Origin of the sequence: Pseudomonas sp. HMSC065H01, from assembly GCF_001815235.1 — a bacterium.
Classification (GTDB): Bacteria; Pseudomonadota; Gammaproteobacteria; order Pseudomonadales; family Pseudomonadaceae; genus Pseudomonas; species Pseudomonas aeruginosa.
Genome location: NZ_KV819923.1, coordinates 35,060 through 60,526, shown reverse-complemented (window position 1 = coordinate 60,526; position 25,467 = coordinate 35,060). Strand labels below are relative to the sequence as shown.

25 protein-coding genes are annotated in these 25,467 nt (G+C 67.8%); 7 read left to right on the top strand and 18 right to left on the bottom strand.

Annotated features, from left to right (window positions below):
• Positions 1-226: 226 nt before the first annotated feature.
• The 6 genes from tsiT to HMPREF3014_RS26330 form a co-directional block, all read right to left on the bottom strand.
• Entirely contained in the window at positions 227-946 is a 720-nt protein-coding gene (gene tsiT / locus HMPREF3014_RS26355; RefSeq protein ID WP_003104242.1) for a type VI secretion system immunity protein TsiT, read from the bottom strand.
• Positions 943-1,728, bottom strand: a complete 786-nt coding sequence (tseT, locus tag HMPREF3014_RS34035; RefSeq protein WP_003104240.1) for a type VI secretion system effector protein TseT — start codon at positions 1,726-1,728, stop codon at positions 943-945. Before tseT ends, tsiT begins: the two co-directional genes overlap by 4 nt.
• Positions 1,725-2,108, bottom strand: coding sequence for a hypothetical protein (locus tag HMPREF3014_RS26345; RefSeq protein ID WP_003104238.1), 384 nt, complete (start codon positions 2,106-2,108; stop codon positions 1,725-1,727). Before HMPREF3014_RS26345 ends, tseT begins: the two co-directional genes overlap by 4 nt.
• Positions 2,101-2,628, bottom strand: a complete 528-nt coding sequence (locus HMPREF3014_RS26340; RefSeq protein WP_003104236.1) for a DUF4123 domain-containing protein — start codon at positions 2,626-2,628, stop codon at positions 2,101-2,103. Before HMPREF3014_RS26340 ends, HMPREF3014_RS26345 begins: the two co-directional genes overlap by 8 nt.
• Positions 2,625-3,020 (bottom strand): PAAR domain-containing protein, encoded by a 396-nt coding sequence (locus HMPREF3014_RS26335; RefSeq protein ID WP_003104235.1) that lies wholly within the window; start codon positions 3,018-3,020, stop codon positions 2,625-2,627. Before HMPREF3014_RS26335 ends, HMPREF3014_RS26340 begins: the two co-directional genes overlap by 4 nt.
• Positions 3,021-3,405: 385 nt before the next feature.
• Complete coding sequence (locus tag HMPREF3014_RS26330) at positions 3,406-4,989, bottom strand: peptide chain release factor 3 (protein ID WP_003093004.1); 1,584 nt, start codon at positions 4,987-4,989, stop codon at positions 3,406-3,408.
• 220 nt (positions 4,990-5,209) lie between these two features.
• On the opposite strand from HMPREF3014_RS26330, the gene ivy reads away from it, so the two are divergent.
• Positions 5,210-5,671 (top strand): lysozyme inhibitor Ivy, encoded by a 462-nt coding sequence (gene ivy, locus HMPREF3014_RS26325; protein WP_003093002.1) that lies wholly within the window; start codon positions 5,210-5,212, stop codon positions 5,669-5,671.
• 95 nt (positions 5,672-5,766) lie between these two features.
• Here the strand turns inward: ivy and fecA are convergent, their stop codons facing one another.
• The 4 genes from fecA to mdrR1 form a co-directional block, all read right to left on the bottom strand.
• Positions 5,767-8,121 (bottom strand): TonB-dependent Fe(3+) dicitrate receptor FecA, encoded by a 2,355-nt coding sequence (gene fecA, locus HMPREF3014_RS26320; protein WP_019681217.1) that lies wholly within the window; start codon positions 8,119-8,121, stop codon positions 5,767-5,769.
• Positions 8,122-8,215: 94 nt separating this feature from the next.
• Positions 8,216-9,169 carry a FecR domain-containing protein gene (locus HMPREF3014_RS26315; RefSeq protein WP_019681216.1) on the bottom strand — a complete coding sequence of 318 codons (954 nt, stop codon included), beginning with the start codon at positions 9,167-9,169 and terminating at the stop codon, positions 8,216-8,218.
• Complete coding sequence (locus HMPREF3014_RS26310) at positions 9,166-9,675, bottom strand: sigma-70 family RNA polymerase sigma factor (RefSeq protein WP_003092999.1); 510 nt, start codon at positions 9,673-9,675, stop codon at positions 9,166-9,168. Before HMPREF3014_RS26310 ends, HMPREF3014_RS26315 begins: the two co-directional genes overlap by 4 nt.
• Before the next feature lie 100 nt (positions 9,676-9,775).
• Complete coding sequence (gene mdrR1, locus HMPREF3014_RS26305) at positions 9,776-10,657, bottom strand: efflux pump transcriptional regulator MdrR1 (protein ID WP_003132628.1); 882 nt, start codon at positions 10,655-10,657, stop codon at positions 9,776-9,778.
• A 125-nt stretch (positions 10,658-10,782) separates the two neighbouring features.
• Between mdrR1 and HMPREF3014_RS26300 the strand changes: the two genes are divergently transcribed.
• Positions 10,783-11,685 carry a DMT family transporter gene (locus HMPREF3014_RS26300; protein ID WP_003092997.1) on the top strand — a complete coding sequence of 301 codons (903 nt, stop codon included), beginning with the start codon at positions 10,783-10,785 and terminating at the stop codon, positions 11,683-11,685.
• A gap of 17 nt (positions 11,686-11,702) precedes the next feature.
• Here the strand turns inward: HMPREF3014_RS26300 and HMPREF3014_RS26295 are convergent, their stop codons facing one another.
• Positions 11,703-12,680, bottom strand: a complete 978-nt coding sequence (locus HMPREF3014_RS26295) for a 2-hydroxyacid dehydrogenase (RefSeq protein ID WP_003104226.1) — start codon at positions 12,678-12,680, stop codon at positions 11,703-11,705.
• A gap of 94 nt (positions 12,681-12,774) precedes the next feature.
• Positions 12,775-13,728: a LysR family transcriptional regulator gene (locus HMPREF3014_RS26290; RefSeq protein WP_004345745.1), complete on the bottom strand. Its 954-nt coding sequence runs from the start codon at positions 13,726-13,728 to the stop codon at positions 12,775-12,777.
• Positions 13,729-13,973: 245 nt separating this feature from the next.
• Here HMPREF3014_RS26290 and HMPREF3014_RS26285 point away from each other — a divergent pair, with 245 nt between their 5' ends.
• The 4 genes from HMPREF3014_RS26285 to HMPREF3014_RS26270 are packed head-to-tail and all read left to right on the top strand — an operon-like array spanning position 13,974 to position 18,791.
• Positions 13,974-15,464, top strand: coding sequence for an efflux transporter outer membrane subunit (locus HMPREF3014_RS26285; RefSeq protein WP_003162562.1), 1,491 nt, complete (start codon positions 13,974-13,976; stop codon positions 15,462-15,464).
• Entirely contained in the window at positions 15,461-17,656 is a 2,196-nt protein-coding gene (locus tag HMPREF3014_RS26280) for an FUSC family protein (protein WP_003119252.1), read from the top strand. Before HMPREF3014_RS26285 ends, HMPREF3014_RS26280 begins: the two co-directional genes overlap by 4 nt.
• Positions 17,646-17,846 (top strand): DUF1656 domain-containing protein, encoded by a 201-nt coding sequence (locus HMPREF3014_RS26275; RefSeq protein WP_003082823.1) that lies wholly within the window; start codon positions 17,646-17,648, stop codon positions 17,844-17,846. Before HMPREF3014_RS26280 ends, HMPREF3014_RS26275 begins: the two co-directional genes overlap by 11 nt.
• Positions 17,847-17,882: 36 nt before the next feature.
• A complete protein-coding gene (locus HMPREF3014_RS26270; protein ID WP_003113767.1) occupies positions 17,883-18,791 on the top strand; it encodes an efflux RND transporter periplasmic adaptor subunit in 909 nt (302 codons plus the stop codon).
• Positions 18,792-18,918: 127 nt separating this feature from the next.
• On the opposite strand, the gene HMPREF3014_RS26265 is transcribed toward HMPREF3014_RS26270, so the two are convergent.
• Genes HMPREF3014_RS26265 through HMPREF3014_RS26250 form a run of 4 tightly spaced genes read right to left on the bottom strand, consistent with a single transcriptional unit; the run spans position 18,919 to position 22,414 of the window.
• Positions 18,919-20,082 (bottom strand): osmoprotectant ABC transporter ATP-binding protein OsmV, encoded by a 1,164-nt coding sequence (locus HMPREF3014_RS26265; RefSeq protein WP_003113768.1) that lies wholly within the window; start codon positions 20,080-20,082, stop codon positions 18,919-18,921.
• A 12-nt stretch (positions 20,083-20,094) separates the two neighbouring features.
• Entirely contained in the window at positions 20,095-20,757 is a 663-nt protein-coding gene (locus HMPREF3014_RS26260; protein ID WP_003119254.1) for an ABC transporter permease, read from the bottom strand.
• Positions 20,757-21,692, bottom strand: a complete 936-nt coding sequence (locus tag HMPREF3014_RS26255) for a glycine betaine ABC transporter substrate-binding protein (RefSeq protein WP_003105663.1) — start codon at positions 21,690-21,692, stop codon at positions 20,757-20,759. The genes HMPREF3014_RS26260 and HMPREF3014_RS26255 overlap by 1 nt, the downstream gene beginning before the upstream one ends.
• Positions 21,692-22,414, bottom strand: a complete 723-nt coding sequence (locus tag HMPREF3014_RS26250) for an ABC transporter permease (RefSeq protein WP_003092982.1) — start codon at positions 22,412-22,414, stop codon at positions 21,692-21,694. Before HMPREF3014_RS26250 ends, HMPREF3014_RS26255 begins: the two co-directional genes overlap by 1 nt.
• A gap of 441 nt (positions 22,415-22,855) precedes the next feature.
• On the opposite strand from HMPREF3014_RS26250, the gene HMPREF3014_RS26245 reads away from it, so the two are divergent.
• Positions 22,856-24,130, top strand: coding sequence for a cation:proton antiporter (locus HMPREF3014_RS26245; protein ID WP_003105667.1), 1,275 nt, complete (start codon positions 22,856-22,858; stop codon positions 24,128-24,130).
• A gap of 58 nt (positions 24,131-24,188) precedes the next feature.
• Here the strand turns inward: HMPREF3014_RS26245 and HMPREF3014_RS26240 are convergent, their stop codons facing one another.
• Positions 24,189-24,434 carry a YgjV family protein gene (locus HMPREF3014_RS26240; RefSeq protein WP_003092978.1) on the bottom strand — a complete coding sequence of 82 codons (246 nt, stop codon included), beginning with the start codon at positions 24,432-24,434 and terminating at the stop codon, positions 24,189-24,191.
• A gap of 29 nt (positions 24,435-24,463) precedes the next feature.
• A complete protein-coding gene (locus tag HMPREF3014_RS26235; RefSeq protein WP_003113770.1) occupies positions 24,464-25,363 on the bottom strand; it encodes a TIGR01459 family HAD-type hydrolase in 900 nt (299 codons plus the stop codon).
• Positions 25,364-25,467: the final 104 nt, after the last annotated feature.

Below are 25,467 nucleotides of genomic sequence, written 5' to 3'. Positions count from 1 at the left end.
CCGCTTGCGGTTATCCGCCGTTGCGGCGGGATACCGGCGGATAACGCCGGTGGCGTATTCGCCCCACGGAACGGAGCCCCCTCCAGGGTGGCCTTCTGCATGGCACGTGGGCCTGGTAGGGCGAATAACCGCCTGCGGTTATCCGCCGTTGCGGCGGGATGCCGGCGGATAACGCTGGTGGCGTATTCGCCCCACGGAACGGAGGCCCCACCAGGTTCGTACGTCGTCAGCCGCGCAGCGGCGGCAGGTAGCCCAGTTCCATCAGCTTGATGTCCGCTTCGCCGACGCGCTCGAAATGTTCGCGACGGGTTTCGTCCATCGGTTCGCGGCCGTTCAGCAGCAGGGTGCCACGGCCGGGAATGTCGACCAGCTCCGTAGCCGCCGGGAAGTCCGTGGCCCTTAGCGGATGCGGGCAGAAGCCGATCCAGCCGATGCTGCGGCGGTCCGGGAAGGTCCGCTGGTGTACGAAGTACGCATGCGGAGCGAGCATGCCCCAGGTCGTTTCGGGCCAGATTTCCAGCGCCGCGAGGAAGATCGCGACGAAGGAGGAAGCCGGTGCGTCGAACACTTGCAGCAGGCTGCCGGCATCTTCCAACTGGAGCCTGGACGAGACGGCCCTGCCGCTGGCCTCGTAGTCCAGCGACAACCCGCCCTTGAGCGGATCCTCCTCGCCGTTCCATAGCACCAGTTCCACCGCCCGGGTGCGTCGGTCACGCGACAGGGCCTTGGCGAGATCCTGGCGGTGCTCGGTGACGTTGTGGCTGAGGGCATCGCGCAGGGAGTCGCCGCACAGGTACCAGTTCTCCAGCACCGGATGGAGGGGCGCGAGGGCATCGAGGAAGCGCTCTATCCGTTGCAGGTGCTGGTCGTCGTCCAGTGCGAGGAGCCGTGCCGGATCGAAGTACAGCTCGAATATGTAGCGCCTGAAAGCCTTGGCGTCCGTCATGCGCAATACCCCGGGTTCTCTTCGCAAAACCTTTTCATCTCTTCCTGTTCCTTCGCGCGGGTTTCCTGGTAGTCGTCGTGCTCGTCCGTTCCCGGCATCGGATTCCAGAATGCCTTCAGGTTGGCCAGTCCCATGCGCAGGTACTCCGCGGCGCAGTACTCGTAGACGATCCGCTGCAGGAAGTGCCATTCGACGAACACCGGCGGGGTCGGTCGGGCCTTGTCGCTGTGGACCTCGGCCTTCTGCAGCAGGTCCGACTTCACCTTGGCCCGCGCCCAGGGCCTGGGCACGCCGAGCAGCGGGACGAACAGGAAGGCGTAGTTGGCCTTCGCCTCCAGCAGGGTGCAGCGCGGCTCGTCGAAGCCGTCCCACCAGGTGCCGCTCCAGAACCATTCGTGGGGAAACGGGAAATTGGTCACCCACTGCTGGTAGCGCGCGGACAGGTCCGACATGCTGTGGCCCTTGCCGTTATTGGCGATGGCCATTTCGCCCCGGGACGGCGGGCACTCCACGCAGTCCTTGTCGCGGCCCTGGCTCTTGCTGCAATCGCGCTCGGCTTCCCGGGTCCGGTCGCGGCTCAGCGTGCCGGTCTCGGTCCTGGGCAGGGTCTGCGGCACCGGCATCGGACGCGGTACCGGCCTGGGCAGCGCGCCGGGGGCCGGTCGCGGCAGCGGGCGCGGCGCCGGCATCGGCAAGTGCGGCCGGGGCGGCGCGGGTAGTTCGAAGGGCAGCCGCGGACCCATGCGGGGCAGCGGTCGGAAAAGCGCGCCTATGCCGCTCATGCCGGTCTCCCCGAGGTTTCGTACGCGCGCCATTTCTGGCTGGCCAGGCGAAACTCGACGATCCGTTCGTAGTCCTGGAAGCGTTGTTCCGGGCTGTCCGCCAGCGGCCGGCGCATGTGTGCGAGAAACGCCGGCGTGTCCTGGAAAGCGGGGAAGGCCAGGCCGTGCAGAAGAAAGCGTTCGATCGTCCCGGGCTCTTCGATACCCAGTTCCAGCGCCGTCGCGCGCAGCTCGCCGAGTTGCCGGATGGCGGGCAGCAGGCCGCGTCGTTCGAGCCAGGCGGGAGCCTCCCGGCGTACCTCCAGCAGGACCCGCTCGATGACTTCGTCGTCGCGGACCCGCTGCAGGCGATCCAGTTGGCCGGCATCCAGTTCAAGCATCGGCGGTCCGCTCCGTTTCCCGGTCATAGACGAGATAGCCGCCCTGCAGGGGCTGCCAGACCTGCCAACGCTCCAGCGGCGCCATCACTTGCGTCCATTGCCGCGCGGTCATGACCTGTTCCAGCGCCCGGCGCACTTCCGGGCTGTAGTAGCGCAACAGCGCCCGGCGGCCGTCGGGCATGCGGGTGAAGAGCAGCCCGGCGAAGTGTTTCGCGAGGTTTTCGAAGGACGCCCGGCTCCACAGCCAGGAGGCCATGGGCGAGCGGCGGTCCCAGTCGCGCAGCCAGCCGAGGAACTCGCCCGATGACGAAAGCGGGGCGCTGTCCATGAATTCGATCAGGACCGGCCCGGCATGGGCGATTTCGTCCAGCTCGCTCCCGGCCAGCAGCCAGCGCGAGCGGATTTCCCCCGCGGCCTTTTCCAGGCGGGTGTCCAGGGTCAGGTAGCGGGCGCCGTCCGCCAGGGCGAACAGGCGGCTGTCCGGCGTAGGCGCCGCGAGCGCCGGCTGGAGCCGGCTCACGGTGCGCCGCCGAGGCTTTCCAGGGGCACCAGGGCCTGGTTGCGGCGTGCCGCCAGCAGCAGGCATTGCAGGCACAGCTTCGGTGGGGCGAGGGCGAGAGCGGGTGCGCCGCCGCCGCTGTTGCCGATCAGCACCGTGCCCGCCCCGCCGACCACCAGGTTGCCGTGGGTGCCGACGCTACCTACCACGGTGGCGGGCTTGCCGTTGATCAGTACGTTGGCGATGACGTTGGCGCTGAGGGTGGCGCCGCAGGCGGTGGCGTCGCCCTGGCGGGCAGCGGACAGATGGTCGAAGAAGACGTCGGGCGAGCCGCCGACGATCGGGTTGCTGCCGTGGCCCGGTAGCGGACACGCGGTCGGATCGCCCAGGCGCGCAGCGGGTTTGCCGCTCATGCTCAAGTCCCTATGAGATAAACCCTGGCACTCTGCCGTGCCACTCGGGGTCGGACAACCTATCTGAACTGCTCAGGAGGCACCTTCGGAAACGGCTTGGGCAACCGCGTCCTTGCCTGGTTGCGCTTGAAGGGATTTCCTACCTGGAAGTCTCGTCACCCGCCTGTGAAAGGCGCAGGCGTACGGAGCGATGGCGCGACGGGGAGGGGGAGCCTGGGAGGAGGGAAGGAGGCGTTTCGCGCAGCGTCGCGTTCGCTTTGCCTGCGCAGGGGTTGTCCGCCGATATCGCGCTGGAGCGACGGATAGCAGCGATAGGGTTATCCGCCCTGCGCCGAGACCGCCGCGGGAGGAGCCAGGGAGGCTGTCCCTGGCTCCTCCCGTGCGATCAGTGATGCTCGCGCGTCGCGCGGAAACGGATGTCCGGCCAGCGTTCTTCCATCAGGCTGAGGTTGACGCGGGTCGGCGCCAGGTAGGTGAGGTGCCCGCCGCCGTCCACGGAGAGGTTCTCGAAGGCCTTGTCCTTGAACTCCTTGAGCTTCTTCTCGTCGTCGCACTCGATCCAGCGTGCCGACCAGACGTTGATCGCCTCGTAGGCGCACTCGACCTTGTATTCCTCCTTCAGGCGGCTGGCGACCACGTCGAACTGCAGCACGCCCACCGCACCGAGGATGATGTCGTTGTTGCGCTCGGGGAAGAACACCTGGGTCGCACCTTCCTCGGCCAGTTCCTGCAGGCCCTGGCGCAACTGCTTGGACTTCAGCGGGTCTTTCAGGCGCACGCGGCGGAACAGTTCCGGGGCGAAGTGCGGGATGCCGGTGAAACCGAAGTTCTCGCCTTCGCTGAAGGTGTCGCCGATCTGGATGGTGCCGTGGTTGTGCAGGCCGATGATGTCGCCGGCATAGGCCTCTTCCAGTTGCTCGCGCTCGGAGGAGAAGAAGGTCAGCGCGTCGGCGATCTTCACGTCCTTGCCCAGGCGCACGTGGCGCATCTTCATGCCTTTCTCGTACTTGCCCGAGCAGATGCGCATGAAGGCGATGCGGTCGCGGTGCTTGGGATCCATGTTCGCCTGGATCTTGAACACGAAGCCGGAGAACTTCTCCTCGGTCGGCTCCACGCTGCGTTCGTGGGTGGCGCGCGACAGCGGCTGCGGCGCCCAGTCGACGATGCAGTCGAGGACCTGGTCGACGCCGAAGTTGCCCAGCGCGGTGCCGAAGAACACCGGGGTCATCTCGCCCTTGAGGAAGGCGTCCTTGTCGAATTCGTGGCAGGCGCCCTGCACCAGCTCCAGCTCTTCGACGAAATTGTCGTAGAGATCGCCGAGGTGGGCACGGGCTTCGTCGGAGTCGAGCTTTTCGATGACCTTGGTCTCGATGCGCTCGTGGCCGTGGCCCGGGACGTAGACGATGATCCTGTCGTCGGCCAGGTGGTAGACGCCCTTGAAGTCCTTGTAGCAGCCGATCGGCCAGGTGATCGGCGCGGCCTTGATCTTCAGCACCGCCTCGATCTCGTCGAGCAGTTCGATGGGGTCGCGGATGTCGCGGTCGAGCTTGTTGATGAAGCTGACGATGGGCGTGTCACGCAGCCGGCAGACTTCCATCAGGGCGATGGTCCGCGGTTCGACGCCCTTGCCGCCGTCGAGCACCATCAGCGCCGAGTCCACCGCGGTCAGGGTGCGGTAGGTGTCTTCGGAGAAGTCTTCGTGGCCGGGGGTGTCGAGCAGGTTGATCATGTGCTCGCGGTAGGGGAACTGCATCACCGAGGTGGTGATGGAGATGCCGCGCTGCTTTTCCATCTCCATCCAGTCGGACGTGGCGTGGCGGTCGGACTTGCGCGACTTCACGGTACCGGCGACGGCGATCGCCTTGCCCATCAGCAGGAGCTTCTCGGTGATGGTGGTCTTACCGGCGTCGGGGTGGGAAATGATCGCGAAGGTACGGCGCTTCGCGACTTCGGCGGCCTGAGTGGTCATGGATGCGTGCCTGCTGGAATCCGTTGGCGTGGGCGCGGGACGGCCCGGAAAAACGCGGGATTATAGCGGTAAAACGCGGCGCGTCGGGATGCCTGTCATCCGGCGATCGATGGAATTGCCGGTGGACAGCGAACTTGTCGCAGTCGTGCCGTTCCAAGCAGCCAGCGGCGGCCACCGCCGGATAGACTGCTTTCATTTCACCCGATCGAAGGAAATCACCATGAACGGAGTATCCAGACTGCTCTCCCTGGCCTTGCTGGGCGCGGCGCTGCACTGGGCGCCGGCGCAGGCCGAGGAGCAGCCGCGGCTGTTCGAACTGCTCGGCCAGCCCGGCTACAAGGCCACCTGGCATGCCATGTTCAAGGGCGAGAGCGACGTGCCGAAATGGGTTTCCGACGCCAGCGGCCCGAGTTCCCCGTCCACCAGCCTGAGCCTGGAGGGCCAGCCCTACGTCCTGGCCAACAGTTGCAAACCCCACGATTGCGGCAACAACCGCCTGCTGGTGGCGTTCCGCGGCGACAAGAGTGCCGCCTACGGGCTGCAGGTGAGCCTGCCGGACGAGCCCGCCGAAGTCATGCAGACGCCGAGCAAGTACGCCACCTATCGCTGGTACGGCGAACCCTCCAGGCAGGTCCGCGAGCTGCTGATGAAACAGTTGGAGAGCGATCCGAACTGGAAGTGACGCCGGGCCTGAGGGTAACCAGGCCCGGCGGCGGGGAGGGCGGATGATCGCTGGCGATCGTCCGCCGTTGCGCCATGCGCTCCCGCGGTCTTTCTTCAGAAACCGACCGAGGCCTGTACGTACAGGGTGCGCGGCTGGCCGACGTAGAGGCCCTTGTTGTTGTCGTCGAACGAGCGGGTGTAGTAGCGGCGATCGAACAGGTTCTTCACCCCCAGGCCGAGCTTGAGGTCGTTCAGTTGCGGGCCGAAGTCGTAGGTGCCGCGCGCGCTCCAGACCATCCAGCCGGCGATCCGCCCGGTGCTGCCGTCGGCGCTTTCGCTCTCGGTGTTGGCGTTGTCGGCGTACTGGCTGGTCTGGAAGCTGCCGTCGAGGTTGTAGCTCCAGGCGCCGGTGCGGTAGTTGGCGCCAAGGGTGCCCTTGTGCTTCGAGGAGAACGGCACCTGGTTGCCCTTGTTCGGCCCGTCTTCGCGAATGCTCGCGTCGACGTAGGCGTAGCTGGCATAGACGTCGAAGCCGGAGAGCAGCGGGTCGAGATCGGCCAGGTCGTAGGCGATCGCCGCCTCGATGCCCTTGTGCCGGGTCTTGCCGCGGGCGGTCACGCTGTCGGTCTGCTGGTTGCTCTCGTACTGGTTGTCGAAGTTGATCAGGAAGGCGCCCAGTTCGGCGCGCAGGATGCCGTCGTCGTAGCGGCTGCCGAGTTCCCAGGTGCGGGCCTTCTCCGGCTCGATGTCGCCGCTGCGCACCGCCTTGCCCATCTGGCTGTACTGCACGGTGCCGAACGAGCCCTCGGTGTTGGCGTAGAGGTTCCAGCTCGGCGTGAGGTGGTAGGTCACGTTGAGCGCCGGCAGCGAGGCGTTGTAGCGGCCGCTGTCCTTGCTGTTCTTCAGCAGGTTCTTCTGTTCGGAATCGATCTTCTCGTAGCGGATGCCGGGGGTGATGGTCCAGTTGCCGATGTCGATGCGATCGTCGATGTAGAACGCGTTGGCTTCGGTGCTGCCGCGGGTGTCGCGGTCGTTGCGGCTGCCGGTGCTGGGTAGCTGGCCGCTGTCGGCGCGGGTCCAGTAGCGCAGCTCGTGGCTGGCTTCGTTGACGTAGCGGTGGCCGATGCCCACTTCGTGGCGACTTTCGCCCAGCTCGAAGCCCTGGCTGAAGCGGGTTTCCAGGCCTCGCACCCAGTATTCGCGCGGCGACAGGGTGAGGTTGCGGCCCTGGTCGAGGTAGCCGCTGCGCAGGGTCTTGGTGAAGAAGCCGGTGACGTTGAGCTTCTGGCTGGCGTTGGGGGTGTATTCGTAGCTGGCGCTGGCCAGGGTACGGCGGCCCCAGAACTTGTCGTAGGGACGGGTCGACTGGTACGGGTCGTCGCGGTAGGCCGCGGTGCCGAGGCCGCCGGGCATGTCGGCCTCGCCATCGTAGTACTGGGTCATCGCCGAAAACGCGTGTTCGTCGCTGGGCTGGAAGCGGCCCTTGAGAATCAGGTCGTCGATCCGCGTATCGCTGTGCTCGCGCCAATCGCCGCCGCGGGTGCCGGAGTAGAGCAGGGCGCCGCCGAGGCCGTTGGCGCTGGTGCCGCCGATCAGCACGTTGTGGGTGGTCTTCAGGCCGTCCTGGCTGGAGCTGGGGCTGAGTTCGCTGTGCACGTCGAGCTTGGTGGCGAAGTCCTCGGGGATCGCACGGGTCACGAAGTTGACGATGCCGCCGACGTTCTGCGGCCCGTAGCGCACCGCGCCGCCGCCGCGGACCACGTCCACCGCGTCCATGTTGCCGATGGACACCGGCGCCAGCGACAACTGTGGCTGGCCGTAGGGGGCGAAGGGCACCGGGATGCCATCCATCAGCACCGTCGAGCGCGACGCCAGGCGCGGGTTGAGGCCGCGAATGCCGAAGTTCAATGCCAGGTCGTGGCTGCCGGTGCCGTTGTTGAGCGGCGCGCTGACCCCGGGAATGCGCTCCAGCACTTCGCGGGTGCTGGCCGCGCCTTGGGCCTGGAACTGCTCGCGGCGGACCACGTCGCGCGCACCGGGATGCTCGAAGACGTCGGCGGCGCTGGCGTCGGCCAGCCAGTCGCCGACCACGGTGAGCGCCTGCAGGTTGGCCGGGTCTTCCACCGGCAGCGCCTCCAGGGTGTAGGCGCCGTCGCCGCGGGCGCGCGCCTCCAGGCCGGAGCCGGCGAGCAGGGCGGCCAGGGCTTCCTCCAGGGTGTACTCGCCGTCCAGCGCCTGGCTGCGCCGCGCGGCGGTCTGTTCCGGGCTGAAGGCGATCAGCACGCCGGCCTGGCGGCCTAGGTGGTTCAGCGCCTGCTCCAGCGGCTCGGCGGGCAGCCGGTAGTACTGGCGGGCATCGGTGCGGATCTCGGCGGCGCAGCCGCTGCCGGCGGAAACCAGGACGGGACCGCCGAGGCAGGCGAGGAGCAGGGCGCGGCTGAGCGGCGACAGGGCGCGTGACGGGGACATGAGGGACACTCCAGTGGATCTTTCGAGGTTGGCTTTCCTCCTCTGTCACGCGAGGTGGGGAAAAAGGCTCAGGTGCGCGGAAATATCTTTCCGCTCATTCGCGCGGGTGCACGCCGACCCAGTAGCGGGTGACGCGCCGTACCTCCACGGGCAGCACCGCCGGCAGGGTGGCGAGGATCCGCTCGCTATCGTCCAGCGGATAGCTGCCGGAAATCCGCAGGCCGCCGATGCGCGGGTCGCAGCCCAGCCGGCCGGGGCGGTAGCGCGCGACTTCGGCGAGGAATTCGTCCAGGCGCATGCCGGCGGCCACCAGCATGCCGTCGGTCCAGGCGCCGCTGCCGACCGGCAGCGGCTGCGGAGCGCCGAGTCGCTCGCGGTCGAAGTCCAGCTGCCGGCCGCTGGGCAGCAGCAGGCCCTGGCCGGCGTGGTTCTCCACCTGCACCGCGCCTTCGTGGACGGCGACGCGGGTGCGTCCGGCGAACTGGCGCACGTCGAACCGGGTGCCCACCGGTCGCAGCCGGCCTTCCGCGCTGTACACGTGCAGCGGGCGCGGGTCGTGGCCGGTGCTGAGCTGGATTTCCCCGCGCAGCAGGAGCAGGCGCCGTTCGCCGGCATCGAAGCGGACATCCACCGCCGTGTCGCTGTTCAGCTCGAGGCGACTGCCGTCGGCCAGGGCCAGGCGCCGGCGTTCGCCGACGCCGGTGGCATAGTCGGCGCTCCAGCGCTGCAGGCTGCCGCTCTCGCGCAGGCCCCAGGCGCTGCCGCCGGCGGCCAGGACCAGCAGCAGGGTCTTCAGCGCGCGCCGGCGTTGCGGCGAATGCGGTGCGTTGATGGCGGCCAGGGCCAGTGGCGTGCCTATCCCGGCCAGGCGCTGGTTGACCGCCTCGATGTGGCGCCAGGCCTGCTCGTGTTCCGGGGCCGCCTGGCGCCAGCACTCCAAGGCCTGGCGCAGGCGTTCGTCGTCGGCGCCGCCCTGCAGCTCGACCAGCCAGCGCACGGCCTGTTCAGCCACCTGCGGCGGCACCTTGGGTGCGGCGGGCAGGCTCATGGCAGCTCGGCGAAGTAGCAGCGTTGCGCAGCCTTGAGCATGTAGCGCTTGACGCTGCTCAGGGAGATGCCCAGCTGCGTGGCGATCTCGGCGTAGCCCAGGCCGTCGAGCTGGGCCAGCAGGAAGGTCTCCTTGGCCAGCGGCGGCAGACCGTCGAGCAGACGGTCCAGCTCGACCAGGGTCTCCAGGACGATGGCGCGGGTCTCTTCGCTGGGGACTTCCCGCTCGGGCAGGCTGGCCAGGGCTTCCAGGTAGGCGCGCTCGACGTCCTGGCGGCGGTAGTGGTTGCACAGCACGCGGCGGGCGATGGTGGTGAGGAAGGCGCGCGGTTCGTCGATGCGCGCGGCCTGGCGCGAAACCAGGACCTTGACGAAGGTGTCCTGGGCCAGGTCGGCGGCGTTCTGCGGGCAGCCGAGGCGGCGCCGCAGCCAACCCGTGAGCCAGTGGTGGTGGTCGCTGTAGAGGGTATGCAACGCGGCCGCATGGGCGAGGTCGGCGCTCGACACCTGGACATTCCCGGAGCAGAAGGATTAACGAATGATAATAGTTATCATTTTATGCTGCGGGAATGCCTGCCTACAACCGCAGGCTGTCGGCGCCTGGCTTTCAGGAGGCTTTCAGGGCGGCGCGGTACTGCCCCGGGGTGGCGCCATGGGCTTCGCGGAAGCGCCGGTTGAAATGGCTCGGACTGGCGAAGCCGCAGGCCAGCGAGACCTCCTGGAGCGACTGCGCGGAGTACGCCAGCAGGTCGCGGGCCCGCGCCAGGCGTCGTTCCAGCACGTAGCGGTGCGGCGGCAGGCCGAAGGAGACGCGGAACATGCGCGCGAAGTGGTACTCGGAGAGCGCCGCCAGCTCCGCCAGCGACCCCAGTTCCAGCGGCTGCTCCAGGTGGCTTTCGATGTAGTCGGCCAGGCGCCGCCGCACGTGCGCGGCCAGCCCGCCCTGCCAGCGTACGTCGGTACGCCTGCCGCACCCGGTGAGCAGCAGGTGGTCCACCGCCTGGTGGGCGAGGCTGGTGCATAGCAGGCGCTCGCCGGGTTCGTTCCAGTCCTGTCGTTCCAGGGTCCGGCACAGGGCGGCCAGCGGCTCGTCCTGGATGTAGGTGCGCTCCTCCAGTTGCAGGCTGCGTGGTTCGCAATCGAGGGTGCGTACCGCCGCGCCGGCCAGGCGTTCCGGGCTTATGTACAGGTGCATGAAGCCCAGGCCGCGTGTCACCGCCCAGTCGGAGTGGTGTTCGGCCGGCATCACGCAGAAGCGGTCGGGGCCGCCATAGAGCCCGGGACGATCGCGGCGGAAGGTCTGCCAGCCGCCCTGCAGGTAGAGCGACAGGGTGTGATGGCCGGGGTCGCTGTAGCCGAGGATCTCCGCTTCGTCGCGGTACCAATGGGCGAGCGCCAGGCCGTCGCTGAGCGTGCTGCTGCGCAGCAGGCGCGCATTGGAGGTCCGGTCGAGGGTGCGGAATACCTGGAAATCACTGGGTTGGTGCATGCCGGCCATGCTACCCGCGCCCGGACGCTGCCGCGAGAGGCGGCGGATGAAAAGCGCAAGAATGGACAATGGTCGCGCCCGGCCTCGCCCGCAGACTGACGGCATCCTGTCGTTGCGGAGTCGCCATGAATCTTTCGCTGTACCTGCTCACCGTGCTCATCTGGGGCACCACCTGGATCGCCATCAAGCTGCAGATGGGCCCGGTGGCGATCACCCTGTCGATCGCCTACCGCTTCGCCCTGGCGGCGCTGGTGCTGTTCGCCGTGCTGCTGCTCGGCCGCCGCCTGCAAAGGCTGGACGCACGGGGCCAACGCCTGTGCATGGCCCAGGGCGTATGCCTGTTCTGCCTGAATTTCATCTGCTTCTATACCGCCAGCCAGTGGATTCCCAGCGGCCTGGTGGCCGTGGTGTTCTCCACCGCCACCCTGTGGAATGCGCTGAACGCCCGCCTGTGGTTCGGCCAGCGCATCGCGTCGAACGTGATGGCCGGTGGCGGTCTCGGCCTGCTCGGCCTGGGGCTGCTGTTCTGGCCGGAATTGGTGGGTCACCAGGCCACCCCGGAAACCTTCTACGGCCTCGGCCTGGCCCTGCTAGGCACGCTGTGCTTCTCCACCGGCAACATGCTTTCCAGCCTGCAACAGAAGGCCGGCATCCGCCCGCTCACCGGCAATGCCTGGAGCATGCTCTACGGCACCCTGATCCTCCTGGCGCTGTGCCTGTTCCAGGGCGTGCCGCTGAATTTCGACTGGAGCGCGCGCTACGTCGGCTCGCTGCTGTACCTGGCGATCCCCGGCTCGGTGATCGGCTTCACCGCCTACCTGACCCTGGTCGGGCGCATGGGCCCGGATCGCGCCGCCTACTGCACCGTGCTGTTCCCGGTGGTGGCGCTGAACATCTCGGCCTTCGCCGAGGGCTACCGCTGGACCGCACCGGCGCTGGCCGGGCTGGTCCTGGTGATGCTCGGCAACGTCTTGGTGTTCCGCAAGCCGAAGGCGCCGGCGCTGGCCGGGCCGGCGCGCTCGACCTAGCGGAGAGGGAGGCGCGCTCAGCCGCGTCGCCACACCTGCGGATTGACCAGGTCCAGCGGCCGCTCGCCGCGCAAGGCCGCCTCGAAGTTCTGCAGCGCCCGCTCGGCCATGGCCCGGCGGGTCTCGTGGGTGGCCGAGCCGATGTGCGGCAGGGTCACCACGTTGTCCAGGGCGAACAGCGGCGATTCGGCCAGCGGTTCCTTCTCGTAGACATCCAGGCCGGCGCCGAGGATGCGCTTCTCCCGCAGGGCGGCGACCAGCGCGGCCTCATCGACCACCTGGCCGCGGGCGACGTTGACCAGGATCGCCGAGGGTTTCATCAGGCCCAGTTCGCGCGCACCGATCAACTGCCGGGTCTGCGCTCCCAGCGGCACCACCACGCAGACGAAGTCGGCCTCGCCGAGCAGTTCGTCGAAGCCGAGGAAGCGCGCGCCGAGTTCCTGTTCCAGTTCCGGCTTGCGGTTGTTGCCATGGTAGAGCACCTGCATGCCGAAGCCGAAACGGCCGCGCCGGGCGATGGCCGCGCCGATCCGGCCGAGGCCGAGGATGCCGAGTTTCTTGCCATGCACGTCGGTGCCGAACTGCGGGGCGTCGACGGTGCGCTTCCAGTTCCCGGCCTTGACCCAGGCGTCCAGCTCGGCGACCCGTCGCGCGGCGCTGATCAGCAGGGCGAAGCCGAGGTCGGCGGTGGTCTCGGTGAGGACGTCGGGCGTGTTGGTGAGAGCGATGCCGCGGCGGTTCAGGTAGTCCAGGTCATAGTTGTCGTAGCCGACCGAGACGCTGGAGATGACTTCCAGCTGCTTCGCCTGTTCCAGTTGCCTGGCGCCGAGCGGCCGGCCGACGCCGATCATGCCGTGGGTATCGGGCAGGGCGGCGGCGTACTGGGCGTCGATGTCGCCCTGTTTCGGTTCGAGCACGCGGACGTTGAACTGGCATTGCAGGCGTTCGAGATGCTCGGGGGCGAGGCGACTGAAGACGAAGACGTTCTTTTTCATGACGGGACTCTGCAAGCGGGAGCGAAAGCGCCGACCATACCACCGCCATCGAAGCGGCGGGCAGGGGCCCGCCGCTTGACGGGCGATTATCGGCTCAGGAGGATCTTCCGAGTTCCAGCCCCAGCTCCACCAGCGCCGCTTCGTCGCGCTGGAGCAGGCCGGGCAGGCTTTCCTTGAGGTATTCCACCCAGGTCTTGATCTTCGCGTCGAGATACTGCCGCGAAGGGTACAGCGCAAAGACGTTGAGCTGTTGCAGGCGGTGCTGCGGCAGGACCCGCACCAGGGTGCCCTTGCCCAGGTCCTCGATGGCCGAATACACCGGCAGGATACCGATGCCCAGCCCGGAGCGGATCGCCTCGGTCATGGCGTCGCCGACATTGACCTGGAACGGCGAGGCGCCGATGGAGACCATTTCCTGGCCGTTGGGACCGTCGAACAGCCAGCGATCCAGCGGCACCACCGGGCTGACCAGGCGCAGGCAGTCGTGGCTGGCCAGCTCCGAAGGCTCGCTCGGCGTGCCGTTCAGGCGCAGGTACTCCGGCGAGGCGCAAAGAATGCTGTAGGTCTCGCCGATGCGCTGGGAAATGAAGCCGGAATCGGGCAGCTCGGAGGCCACCACGATGGCCACGTCGAAGCCCTCGTCGAGCAGGTCCGGCACGCGGTTGGCCATGGTCAGATCGAAGGTCACGTCGCGGTACTGCTGGCGGTAGCCGGCGATGGCGCGGATCACGTAGTGCTGGCCGATGCCGGTCATCGAATGCAGCTTCAGCTTGCCGGCGGGACGGGCATGGGCATCGCTGGCTTCGGCCTCGGCTTCCTCGACGTAGGCGAGGATCTGCTCGCAGCGCAGCAGGTAGCGCTGGCCGGCCTCGGTGAGGGCGATGCGACGAGTGGTACGGTTGAGCAGGCGGGTGCGCAGGTGCGTCTCGAGGTTGGCCACCGCCCGCGAAACATAGGCGGTGGTGGTGTTGAGCTGCTGGGACGCCGCGGTGAAGCTTCCGGTTTCCGCCACGCAGACGAAGGCTCGCATGTTTTGCAGGGTGTCCATCGACGGGGCCTCCTAGGCACGCGCAGAAGTGTGTCAGATTGTTGCGAGGGCGGATTATTTCACATTACGCAATAAACAATCGCACTTGAGCCAGCTTATCAGCAGCCGCCAGCCTCTTAAAATTCATCGGCCCCCGAGCGCACGAACGCTCGAGCGGGTTGAACGGCGCCCGTACCGTTCAAATTCCGTGCTTCGCCCCTCCAGGATCAGACAACGTGCCGCGTGCTCTCAGGAAGGAACTGACCTTGGTCGGCTCCTTCGTCGGTTTTCTCGTCGTTTTCTCCGCAATATCCGGTTGTGTCAGTACAGGCGATATCGCCCCCGAGGCCGCCACGCTCGACGCCAACGCCCTGGCCACCGACCATGCGATCCAGGCTGCCGCCCGCGAGGCCGGCTGGCCGCAGGCGCAGTGGTGGAAGGTGTATGCCGATCCGCAGCTGGACGCCTGGATCGAGAAGGCGCTGGACGGCAATCCAGGCCTGGCGGTAGCCCATGCGCGGGTACGCCAGGCGAAGTCCATGGCCGGGCTGGTGGAGTCCATCGAGTCGCCGCAGATCGAGGGCAAGGGCTCGCTGGTCCGCCACCGCTGGCCGGACGACTATTTCTACGGCCCCGGCGACCTGGCGCGGACCACTTCCTGGAACAACTCCACCGAGATCGGCCTGAACTACAAGCTCGATCTCTGGGGGCGCGACCGCAGCGACAGCGAGCGCGCCGTCGACCTGGCCCACATGGCCGCCGCCGAGGCGCGCCAGGCGCAGCTCGAGCTGGAGGGCAACATCGTCCGCGCCTACGTCCAGCTCTCGTTGCAGTACGCCGAGATGGACATCGCCAAGGCCATGCTGCAACAGCAGCGCGACATCCTCGCCCTGGCCCAGCGTCGCCTGCGCGGCGGCATCGGCACGCATTTCGAGGTCAGCCAGGCGGAAGTGCCGCTGCCCGAGACCGAGCGCCGCATCGAGGTGATCGACGAAGAAATCCAGCTCACCCGCAACCTGCTCGCCGCCCTGGCCGGCAAGGGCCCGGGCGAAGGCCGCACGATCCGCCGGCCAAGCCTGAACCTGGCGGCGCAGCCGAGCCTGCCCAGCGCCTTGCCGGCCGAACTGCTCGGTCGCCGCCCGGATGTGGTCGCCCGCCGCTGGCAGGTCGCCGCCCTGGCCAAGGGCGTGGACGTGGCGCGCGCCGACTTCTACCCCAACGTCGACCTGATGGCCTCGGTCGGCTTCAGTGCCGTCGGCGGCGGCATGCTGGAGTTCTTCCGCAGCGCCAAGTACACCTACAGCGCCGGCCCGGCGGTGACCCTGCCGATCTTCGACGGCGGCCGCCTGCGTTCGCAGTTGGGCGAGGCGGCGGCCGGCTACGACGCGGCGGTGGAGCAATACAACCAGACCCTGGTGGATGCGCTGAAGAACATTTCCGACCAGTTGATCCGCCTGCATTCGGTGGACATCCAGAAGGAATTCGCCGCGCAATCGGTGGCTTCCGCGCAGAAGACCTACGATATCGCCACCCTGGCCTACCAGCGCGGCCTCACCGATTACCTCAACGTGCTCAACGCGCAGACCCGGCTGTTCCAGCAGCAACTGGTCCAGGAGCAGGTGCAGGCCGCCCGGCTGGCCGCCCATGCCAGCCTGCTCACCGCCCTCGGCGGCGGCGTCGGGGCCGGCGCCGATACGCCGGTGCAGCGGAAGCTGGCGCCGGAGAACGTCCCGGTCAGAGCGGTGTCTTCGCGATGAGCGGCCGCTCCGCTGGTTTCGCCCTGCCCAGCCGCGACGAGTGGCGGCGCGCGCTGGCCGAGTGGGCGCGCAGCGACGGGGCGACCTGGATCTACGTGTTCAAGGTGCTCTGCGCGGCCTTCCTGACCCTCTGGCTGGCGATGCGCCTGGAATTGCCGCAGCCGAGCACGGCGACCATCACCGTGTTCATCGTCATGCAGCCGCAGAGCGGCCAGGTGTTCGCCAAGAGCTTCTACCGCATCCTCGGCACCCTGGTCGGCCTCAGCGTGATGGTCACCCTGATCGCCCTGTTCGCCCAGGAGCGAGTGCTGTTCCTGCTCAGCTCGGCGATCTGGATCGGCCTCTGCACCGCCGGGGCCGCCCGCTACCGTGACTTCCGCTCCTACGCCTGCGTGCTCGCCGGCTACACCGCGACGCTGATCGGCATCCCCGCCACCAGCCATCCGGAAGGCGCCTTCATGCAGGCGATCTGGCGGGTCCTGGAAATCAGCCTGGCGATCCTCTGCTCGGGGGTGGTCAGCGCGGTGATCATGCCGCAGACCACCAGCGCGGCGATGCGCAATGCGCTGTACGTGCGCTTCGGCCTGTTCGCCGCGTTCGTCCTCGACAGCCTGCGCGGGGTCGGCGGGCGCGAGCGCTTCGAAAGCAGCAACGTGGCCTTCGCCGCCCAGGCGGTGGGCCTGGAGACGATGCGCGCGGCGAGCGCCTTCGAGGATCCGCACATGCGCCTGCGCAATGGCCGGCTGATTCGCCTGAGCAGCGAGTTCATGGCCATGAATACCCGTTTCCACGCCCTCCACCAGTTGCTCGAACGCTTGCGCGCGCAGGGCTCCACCCAGGTGCTGGATGCGTTCGAGCCGTGCTTGGAGGAAATCACCGGGCTGCTCGAGGAGATCCGTGGCCGCGCCGTCACCGACCATGACGCCGAGCGCTTCGCCCAGCGCCTCGCCGACTGCCGCGAACGCCTGATGGCGCGTATCCGCCAGGCGCGCGGCGAGCTGCTGGCGCGGGAGCCGGGCGAAGAGGCGCGGCTGGACTTCAATACCGCCGCCGAGCTGCTCTACCGTTTCGCCGAGGAAATGCACGACTACGCCCTGACCCATGCCTCGCTGGCCGCCCACCGCCACGAGCGCGAGCAGTGGAAGGACGCCTTCACCGCCAAGGCCAACGCGGTGGCGGCGGCAGTGGCGGGGATGCGCACCGGGTTGATGATCCTGCTGTTCGGCTGCTTCTGGATCTACAGCACCTGGCCCAGCGGCGGCACCTTCGCCCTCAATGCGGTGGCGGTCTCGGCGCTGGCCTCGGCGGCGCCGAACCCGAAGAAGGTCGCCATGCAGATGGCCATCGGCACCATGGCGGCGGCGCTGCTCGGCTTCAGCGAGATGTTCTTCGTCTACCCGCACATCGACGGTTTCCCGCTGCTGTGCCTGGTGCTGGCGCCGGTGTTCGCCCTCGGCGCGTTCATCTCCTCGCGGCCGCAGTGGGCCGGCTACGGTCTCGGCCTGCTGGTGTTCTTCTGCTTCGGTTCGGTGCCGGCGAACCTGACCGTCTACGACCCGGCCCACGTGATCAACGAGTACATCGCCCTGATCCTCTCGATGCTGCTCTCGGCCGCGGCCGCTGCGGTCATTCTGCCGCCCAACAGCGCCTGGCTGTGGAAGCGCCTCGAGCGCGACCTGCGGATGCGCGTGGTGTTCGCCATCAGCGGCAGGAGCAGGGGGCTTGGCTCGGCCTTCGAAAGCGGTACCCGCGACCTGCTGAACCAGGCCTATGGCGTCGCCGCCGGGCGCCCGGACGTGCAGCGCGGGCTGCTGCGCTGGATGTTCCTGGTGCTCGAGGTCGGCCACGCGATCATCGAGCTGCGTCGCGAGCAGGAGCGCCTGCCGGACGAACCCTGCTACGCCGAGGCCATGCCCTGGCGCCAGGCGATCCGCGCCATGGGGCGGGCCCTGATCCGGCTGTTCGTGCGCCCCGGTGCGGAGAACCTGGAGCGCGCCCTGGCGGCTGTCGACCAGGCCATCCACGCGGCCAGGCACACCGACGAACCCTGCGCGCCGCACTTCGACAGCTCGCCGCTACGGCGGGTGCGCAGCTACCTGCACTTCATCCGTTCTTCCCTGCTCGCGCCGACCTCGCCACTGACCGAACTGGCCGGCCGGACGAGCGGCCAAGGTACCGTCCATGCCTCGTGAAATCGCCATCCATGGGGTCTACATGCCGACCCTGACGCTGTTGTTCGTGATCGCCGCGGCGCTCACCTGGGGGCTCGACCGGATCTTCGCCTCGGTTGGCCTGTATCGCTTCACCTGGCACCCGGCGCTGTTCCGGGTCAGCCTGTTCGCCTGCCTGTACGGCGGCCTGTCCCTGACCATCTACCGCTGAGGCGGTAGCGCACCTCTTCGTTATCGTGAGCCGACCATGACCTTGAAATCCGTAATCAGCCTGCTGGCGACCCTGCTGATCCTGCTGGTCGCCGTATTCATCGGGCGGACCCTGTGGGTCAACTACATGGACACCCCCTGGACCCGTGACGGTCGCGTGCGCGCCGACGTGATCAATGTCGCCGCCGACGTTTCCGGGATCGTCGTCGACGTCCCGGTGCGCGACAACCAGTTGGTGAAGAAAGGCGACCTGCTGATGCAGATCGACCCCGACCACTACCGTATTGCGGTGAAGCAGGCCGAGTCGCTGGTTGCCTCGCGCAAGGCGACCCTGGAGATGCGCCAGTTGAACGCCCGGCGGCGCGCGGAAATGGATGAGATGGTGGTCTCCCGCGAAAGCCGCGACGACGCCCACAACACCGCCGCCGCGGCGATGGCCGACTACGAGCAGGCCAAGGCCCAGCTCGACGCCGCGCGCCTGAACCTGGAGCGCACCCGGGTGGTGGCGCAGGTCGACGGCTACGTCACCAACCTCAACGTGCACCGTGGCGACTACGCGCGGGTCGGCGAGGCGAAGATGGCGGTGATCGACAAGAACTCCTACTGGGTCTACGGCTACTTCGAGGAAACCAAGCTGCCGTACATCCGCGAAGGCGACCCGGTGGACATGCAGCTGATGAGCGGCGAACACCTCAAGGGCCACGTGGAAAGCATCGCCCGCGGCATCTACGACCGCGACAACCCGGAAAGCCGCGAGCTGACCGCCGACGTCAACCCCACTTTCAACTGGGTGCGCCTGGCCCAGCGCGTGCCGGTGCGGGTACACATCGACGAAGTGCCGGACGGCGTGCTGCTCTCGGCGGGGATCACCTGCACGGTGATCGTCAAGCCGCAAGGGCGCGACGACCAGGCCTCGGCGGCGCAGGCGCCGGGGCGGGCCGGTTGAGTGGAAGGGGCAGGGAGAAGCCCGGCGGATGCCGGGCTTTTTCGTTTCGGCGGGGCGGAAGAGGGCGCCACTCGCCAGGAATACGCTGCGGTTGGCGGCTGCCGGCGGTGAATATCCACCCGGCGGCCTAGGCCCCGACCTGTTCGGCCGGCGACACGATCAGGCCCTTGCCGCCGCGCGAGCGGCCGGAGCTGAGGTAGTCGGCGATGGATTCCTGGGTGACCTCGCCGAGGAACTGCTGGTCGGGGTCGAGCACCGGCAGCCAGGAGCTGTTGAACTCGTACATCCGCGACAACAGGATGCGCAGGTGCTCGTCGTGGCTGGCGGTGACCCGGAACGGGGTGACGAACGGCGCGCAGGTGCCCTCCTGGCGGCGCAGGTCCTTGCGTCGCACGTAGCCCAGGCCCTTGCCCTGGTCATCCACCACGATCAGGTAGCGCCGGTCGTTCTCGTCCATCAGTTCCAGCGCCTCGGCCACCGGGGTCTGCGGCCGGGCGGTGACCAGGCTGCTGTCGGCGGCGTCTTCGGCGCGCACCAGGAGCAGGCGCTTGAGCGTGCTGTCCTGGCCGGTGAAGGCGCTGACGAACTCGTCCGCCGGGTGCGCCAGCAGGGTGTCCGGGTGGTCGTACTGGAGCAGCCGGCCGCTCTTGAACACCGCCACCTTGTCACCCAGCTTGATGGCTTCGTCGATGTCGTGGCTGACCATGATCACGGTCATGCCGAGCTTGCGCTGCATCTCGAAGAACTCGTTCTGGATCGACTCGCGGTTGATCGGGTCGACCGCGCCGAACGGCTCGTCCATCAGCAGCAGCGGCGCGTCCGCCGCCAGCGCGCGGATCACCCCGACGCGCTGCTGCTGGCCGCCGGAGAGTTCGCGCGGGTAGCGTTGCAGGTACTGCTTGGGCTCCAGCTTGACCATGCTCATCAGCTCGCGGGCCTTCTCCTTGCAGCGCGCCTTGTCCCAGCCGAGCAGGCGCGGCACGACCATGATGTTTTCCTCGATGGTCATGTTCGGGAACAGGCCGATCTGCTGAATCACGTAGCCGATGTGGCGGCGCAGGGTGACCTCGTCGAGGTCCGCGGTGTCCTGGCCGTCGATCAGCACGCGGCCGGAGGTCGGCGGGATGATCCGGTTGATCATCTTCAGGGTGGTGGTCTTGCCGCAGCCGGAGGGGCCGAGGAAGACGCAGATCTCGCCTTTCTCCACGGTCAGGCTGACGGAATCGACGGCGCGGAACTCCTTGCCGTTCTTCTGGGTGAAGGTCTTGCTGAGCTTGTCCAGTTCGATCATGTTCGGCTCCTGTCAGTGCGCGCTGGCGCGCAGTCCCTTGGGGGTGAGGATGCGTTGCAGCCATTGCAGCAGCAGGTCGGCGGCGATGGCCAGGAGGCTGACCAGTACCGCGCCGACCACCAGCATCGGCATGTTGCTCTGGCTGATGGAAGTGAGGATCAGCACGCCCAGGCCGCCGGCGCCGATCACCGCGGCGATGGTCATCACGCCGATGTTCATCACCACGGCGGTGCGTACGCCGGCGAGGATCACCGGCACCGCGAGGGGAATGTCGACCATCCGCAGGCGTTGCCAGAAGGTCATGCCGATGCCCTTGCCGGCCTCGCGGATGCCCGCTTCGACGCCGGTCAGGGCGAGGTAGGTGTTGCGCAGGATCGGCAGCAGCGAATAGAGGAACACCGCGGTGATCGCCGGCAGCGGCCCGAGGCCCTGGCCGAATACCGAGTAGACCGGCATCAGCAGGCCGAACAGGGCGATCGAGGGGATGGTCAGCATCACCGTGGCGGCGCCCTGCAACGGGCCGGCCAGCCACGTGAAGCGGGTCATCAGCACGCCCAGCGGCACGCCGACGAGGATCGCCAGGCCTACGGCGACCAGTACCAGCAGCAGGTGCTGGAGGGTGAGCTGGCCGACCTGGGACCAGTCGAGATGGGAAAGCACGCTGAAGAAGTCCATTACTGGCTACCTCCCTGGCCGGCCTGGCCGTCGTCGAGCAGGTGGTGTTCGCGGAGGAAGTCGGCGGCGACCTTCTGTGGCGTCTGCTGCTCGATATCGACCCGCGCGTTGAGCGCCTGCATGGTGGCGTCGTCGAGCCGCTCGATGATCGGATCGAACAGCGTGGCGAACTCCGGATGGCGCTGCATGACCTCCTTACGCACCACCGGGGCGGCGTTGTAGAAGGGGAAGTACTGCTTGTCGTCCTTCAGCACGCGCAGCTTGAAATCCTTCAGGCGGCCGTCGGTGGTGTAGACGAGGCCGAGGAACACCTGGCGGTTCTTCAGCGCGGTGTAGACCAGCCCGGCGTCCATCTGGCGGATGTCGTTGCGGGTGAAGTGCAGGGCGTACAGCTCGCTCATGGGGCCGAGGCCGTCGGGGCGGCCGGCGAACTCCGGGTCCATGGCGAACAGGTGGGTGCTCCCGGGCTCGGCCTCCTGCTGTTCGGCGAGCACCCGCGCGAGATCGCTGACGCTCTGGATGCCCAGGCGCTCGGCCTGTTCCTCGGGCATGGCCAGGGCATAGGTGTTGTTGAAGCGGGTCGGCTTCAGCCAGACCAGGCCCTGGGCTTCGTCGAGTTGCTTGACCCGGCGGTAGGAAGCCGCGGCGTCGAGCTTCTCGTCGATGTGGTTGTAGACGATCAGCGACGAGCCGGTGTACTCCCAGACGATATCCAGTTGGCCGCTTTCCTGGGCGGCGCGGGCCAGGGTGCTGCCCAGGCCGGTGGTGACCGTCACGTCGTAGCCGCGCTTCTGCAGGAACTGCGCGGTGATGGCGGTGAGGATGCGCTGCTCGGTGAAGGTCTTGCCGCCGATGCGCAGGGTTTCCGCCTGCGCCAGGCCGGCGGCGAACAGGCCGGCGCAGGCCAGGCAGAGTGAGCGGATCAGTCGGTTCATCAGGCCTCCTTGGCGGTCAGGCCGCGTTCCAGGAACATGCGGCTGAACAGCACCACCAGGGCGTCCAGCAGCAGGGCGAGGAGCGCCGTGCAGGCGGCGCCGAGCAGCAGTTGCTGGTGGTTGTTCAGGTAGATGCCGGGGAAGATCAGGCTGCCCAGGCTGTTGGCGCCGATCAGGAACGCCAGCGGCGCGGAGCCGACGTTCAGCGCCAGGGCCACGCGCACGCCGCCGACGATGATCGGCACCGCGTTCGGCAGTTCCACCCGCAGCAGCACCTGGTTGGGCGTCATGCCGATGCCGGTGGCGGCTTCCTTCAGCGCCGGCGAGACATTGCGCAGGCCCTCGTAGGTGTTGCGCACGATCGGCAGCAGCGAGGCGAGGAACAGGGCGAGGATTGCCGGGCCGTTGCCGATGCCGATGATCGCCAGGGCGATGGCCAGCACCGCCAGCGGCGGGATGGTGTTGCCGACGTTGAACACCTGCATCAGGCGTTCGGCCTGGGCCTGCATGCCGGGACGGCTGAGCAGGATGCCGGCCGGCACGCCGACCAGCAGGGCGGCCGCCATCGAACTGAAGACCAGCACCAGGTGGGCCTGCAAGTAGAACAGCAGGTCCTCGCGGTAGTGGAGGATGGTCGCGGGGGTGATCCAGTGGATCAGCAAGGCCAGTACGGCGGCTGCGGCGCAGAGGCCGAGCAGGGCCTTGCCACAGGTTTTCACCATGGTCGGGACTCCCTTCGGAATGAGCGTTGGCTACGCTGTCGGGCGCTTCGTCGAAGCGCGGAAACAGGCCGGAAATCAAAGGCTTCGGATGGGCACCGAATTCCCGACCCTGAAAGGGTTGACCGTTCGTCGTTCGCGGAGGTTCAACGAAACGGCCATGCTTGTGCCATGACCGGGCCTGGGCAAGCGGCCGCAGCCGCCGTCTCGCCTGGGCTGGCGGCGAACGAAGAAATTTTCCCGGGGAAGCGGTCGATAATGGTGCTGCCGCGTCGGCGGCGCGCCATGCACCGTATCGGTGCGCTGGACGTCCAGGGCTTTTCTGCGGTTATGATGCGGGTTCCGAAATTTTCTCGGGCTTTTCCAGACATTCGCACCCCACGGTTCACGGATCGGCCTTTTGGGGTAGGTGTTTTACCTTCTGCTAAGGGAGTACCCCGCGTCATGCTCGATCTCGTCGCGGCATTCATTGCCTTGACCACCTTGCTCACCTACGTGAACTACCGCTTCATCCGCCTGCCGCCGACCATCGGCGTGATGGCCACGGCGCTGGTGTTCTCGCTGATCGTCCAGGGGCTGTCGGAACTGGGCTATCCGATCCTCGAGGTGGAGATGCAGGAAATCATCCGCCGCATCGACTTCTCCGAAGTGCTGATGACCTGGTTCCTGCCCGCGCTGCTGTTCGCCGGCGCACTGCACGTCGACCTCTCCGACCTGCGCAGCTACAAGTGGCCGATCGGCCTGCTGGCCACCGCCGGGGTGCTGATCGCCACCTTCGTCATCGGTGGCCTGGCCTACTACACCTTCCCGCTGTTCGGCTGGCAGGTGGATTTCATCTACTGCCTGCTGTTCGGCGCGCTGATCTCGCCGACCGACCCCATTGCCGTGCTCGGCATCCTCAAGTCCGCCGGCGCGCCGAAACCGCTGGCGACCACCATCGTCGGCGAGTCGCTGTTCAACGACGGCACCGCGGTGGTGGTGTTCGCCATCATCCTCGGCATCCTCCAGCTCGGCGAGGCGCCCACGGTCAGCGCCACGGCGATCCTCTTCGTCCAGGAAGCCATCGGCGGCGTGGTCTTCGGTGCGGTGCTCGGCTACGGCGTGTTCGTGATGATGCGCGGCATCGACCAGTACCAGGTGGAGGTCATGCTGACCCTCGCCCTGGTCATCGGCGGTGCCGCGCTGGCCGCGCGCCTGCACGTATCGGCGCCGATCGCGATGGTGGTGGCCGGGCTGATCATCGGCAACCACGGACGCCACTACGCGATGTCGGACGAGACCCGGCGCTACGTGGACAAGTTCTGGGAACTGATCGACGAGATCCTCAACGCCCTGCTGTTCGCCCTGATCGGCCTGGAGCTACTGCTGTTGCCGTTCTCCTGGCTGCACGTGGCGGCGGCCTTCGCCCTAGGCGGCGCGGTGCTGGTCTCGCGCCTGCTCACGGTGGGCCCGGCGATCCTGGTCCTGCGCCGTTTCCGTGGCGCCAACCGGCAGGTACCGGCGGGCACCATCCGCATCCTGGTCTGGGGTGGGCTGCGCGGCGGCGTCTCGGTGGCGCTGGCGCTGTCCCTGCCGTTGGGGCCGGAGCGCGACCTGATCCTCAGCCTGACCTACATCGTGGTGCTGGTATCGATCCTGCTCCAGGGGCTTTCCATCGGCCCGCTGGTGCGTCGTATCTACGCCGGCCAGCCGCTGGAGAAAAGCGAGGGGGCGCACTGAGCGCAGCCTTCGCAAAGCGAGTGCCCGCCGTCATGGCGGGCGTTTTCGTTGGCGGCCATCAGGCGCTGTCCTGTGGCGCTTCGTTGCGATGGGTGCCGCGCAGGTTCATCGCCGCCAGGCAGACCTGCAGCAGGATCAGCGCATAGGCCTGGGCGTACAGGCCCCAGGCGATCCACAGCAGGTTGCTGGCGAGGAACACCCAGAAGCCGACCTTGCGTCTTCGCCGATGCGCCGACGCCACCAGCCAGGCGGCCACCACCGTGACCAGCATGGCGGGCCATTGCAGGTAGTCCAGCCAGTGCATGCGTGCATCCTTTTTCCGACCTTTGAGGGTCAGACCAGCCCTGGCGCGGCAAAGTGCGGTCGGATCGGATAGCCGTGCAGCAGCGACCTGACCCGCTCCTCGTCGAGTGCTCCGTTGAACTCGGCGCCCAGGGCTTCGCGGTGGATGCCGGTGGCGCCCAGCCAGAGCGTATCGATGCGCGCGGCGAGGGCGCCGGGGACGTCGGTCACCAGCGAGTCGCCGACGAACAGGATGTGCCGCGCGCCGCGCGCTTCCAGTTGCCGCTGGGCGATGCGGAAGGCCGCCGGGTCGGGCTTGCCGTACCAGCTGACCTGGCCGCCTTCCTCGCTGAACAGCTCGGCGAGCATGCCCGCGCCGTATACCGTGCGGCCGCCGGAAACCACCACGCGGTCCGGGTTGGCGCAGAGGAACGGTAGGTCGGTGGCGCCGCGCAGGGGCGCGAAGCGCTGTTCCAGTTCATCCTGGGGAAAGCTGCCGACGCCGACGATCAGCGCCGCCTGGGCGATGTCCTCGACGAAGCGCTCGCGGATTTCCGCCGGCCAGCTCTGCTGGGCCAGGCCGACGCCGGCCAGGTAGATACCGCCACGCCGGTATTCGGCGGTTTGCAGCAGGGCGTCGATGGTCAACTGGCCGGACGTGGTGATGCCGGCGAACCAGTCGCGCCGGATGCCCAGGCGCTCGAGCCCGGCGCTCATTTCCGCCACGCTGCTGGACGAGTTGCTGAGGAACCAGACCGGGCGGCCTTCGGCGTGCCGCCGGGCGAGCCAGGCAAGGGCGCCGGGGAACGCCTCGGTGCCGTCCATCACTACGCCCCAGAGATCGAGAAGGAAGCCGTCATAGTCGGCGCAGAGCGCCTCCAGTTGCGCATGGTCGAGCAGGCGGGTGCTGGTGGCGGCGCTGAAGCGCGGGGAGGTCGGGGCATCGCTCATGGGAGTCTCGTCGCGGCTGTCGAAGTGGGCCGCCGCGTGCGGCGGCGAGTCCCAAGGGTGCCAAACTTGCGTGACGGGACCAAGCCTTTCGGCCCTGCGCGTGT

Bases quoted from the DNA above. Each gene is read 5' to 3' on its own strand.
- tsiT (WP_003104242.1), bottom strand. From the start codon at position 946: ATGACGGACGCCAAGGCTTTCAGGCGCTACATATTCGAGCTGTACTTC.
- tseT (WP_003104240.1), bottom strand. From the start codon at position 1,728: ATGAGCGGCATAGGCGCGCTTTTCCGACCGCTGCCCCGCATGGGTCCG.
- HMPREF3014_RS26345 (WP_003104238.1), bottom strand. From the start codon at position 2,108: ATGCTTGAACTGGATGCCGGCCAACTGGATCGCCTGCAGCGGGTCCGC.
- HMPREF3014_RS26335 (WP_003104235.1), bottom strand. From the start codon at position 3,020: ATGAGCGGCAAACCCGCTGCGCGCCTGGGCGATCCGACCGCGTGTCCG.
- HMPREF3014_RS26330 (WP_003093004.1), bottom strand. From the start codon at position 4,989: ATGACCACTCAGGCCGCCGAAGTCGCGAAGCGCCGTACCTTCGCGATC.
- ivy (WP_003093002.1), top strand. From the start codon at position 5,210: ATGAACGGAGTATCCAGACTGCTCTCCCTGGCCTTGCTGGGCGCGGCG.
- fecA (WP_019681217.1), bottom strand. From the start codon at position 8,121: ATGTCCCCGTCACGCGCCCTGTCGCCGCTCAGCCGCGCCCTGCTCCTC.
- HMPREF3014_RS26315 (WP_019681216.1), bottom strand. From the start codon at position 9,169: ATGAGCCTGCCCGCCGCACCCAAGGTGCCGCCGCAGGTGGCTGAACAG.
- mdrR1 (WP_003132628.1), bottom strand. From the start codon at position 10,657: ATGCACCAACCCAGTGATTTCCAGGTATTCCGCACCCTCGACCGGACC.
- HMPREF3014_RS26300 (WP_003092997.1), top strand. From the start codon at position 10,783: ATGAATCTTTCGCTGTACCTGCTCACCGTGCTCATCTGGGGCACCACC.
- HMPREF3014_RS26295 (WP_003104226.1), bottom strand. From the start codon at position 12,680: ATGAAAAAGAACGTCTTCGTCTTCAGTCGCCTCGCCCCCGAGCATCTC.
- HMPREF3014_RS26290 (WP_004345745.1), bottom strand. From the start codon at position 13,728: ATGGACACCCTGCAAAACATGCGAGCCTTCGTCTGCGTGGCGGAAACC.
- HMPREF3014_RS26280 (WP_003119252.1), top strand. From the start codon at position 15,461: ATGAGCGGCCGCTCCGCTGGTTTCGCCCTGCCCAGCCGCGACGAGTGG.
- HMPREF3014_RS26275 (WP_003082823.1), top strand. From the start codon at position 17,646: ATGCCTCGTGAAATCGCCATCCATGGGGTCTACATGCCGACCCTGACG.
- HMPREF3014_RS26270 (WP_003113767.1), top strand. From the start codon at position 17,883: ATGACCTTGAAATCCGTAATCAGCCTGCTGGCGACCCTGCTGATCCTG.
- HMPREF3014_RS26265 (WP_003113768.1), bottom strand. From the start codon at position 20,082: ATGATCGAACTGGACAAGCTCAGCAAGACCTTCACCCAGAAGAACGGC.
- HMPREF3014_RS26260 (WP_003119254.1), bottom strand. From the start codon at position 20,757: ATGGACTTCTTCAGCGTGCTTTCCCATCTCGACTGGTCCCAGGTCGGC.
- HMPREF3014_RS26255 (WP_003105663.1), bottom strand. From the start codon at position 21,692: ATGAACCGACTGATCCGCTCACTCTGCCTGGCCTGCGCCGGCCTGTTC.
- HMPREF3014_RS26250 (WP_003092982.1), bottom strand. From the start codon at position 22,414: ATGGTGAAAACCTGTGGCAAGGCCCTGCTCGGCCTCTGCGCCGCAGCC.
- HMPREF3014_RS26245 (WP_003105667.1), top strand. From the start codon at position 22,856: ATGCTCGATCTCGTCGCGGCATTCATTGCCTTGACCACCTTGCTCACC.
- HMPREF3014_RS26240 (WP_003092978.1), bottom strand. From the start codon at position 24,434: ATGCACTGGCTGGACTACCTGCAATGGCCCGCCATGCTGGTCACGGTG.
- HMPREF3014_RS26235 (WP_003113770.1), bottom strand. From the start codon at position 25,363: ATGAGCGATGCCCCGACCTCCCCGCGCTTCAGCGCCGCCACCAGCACC.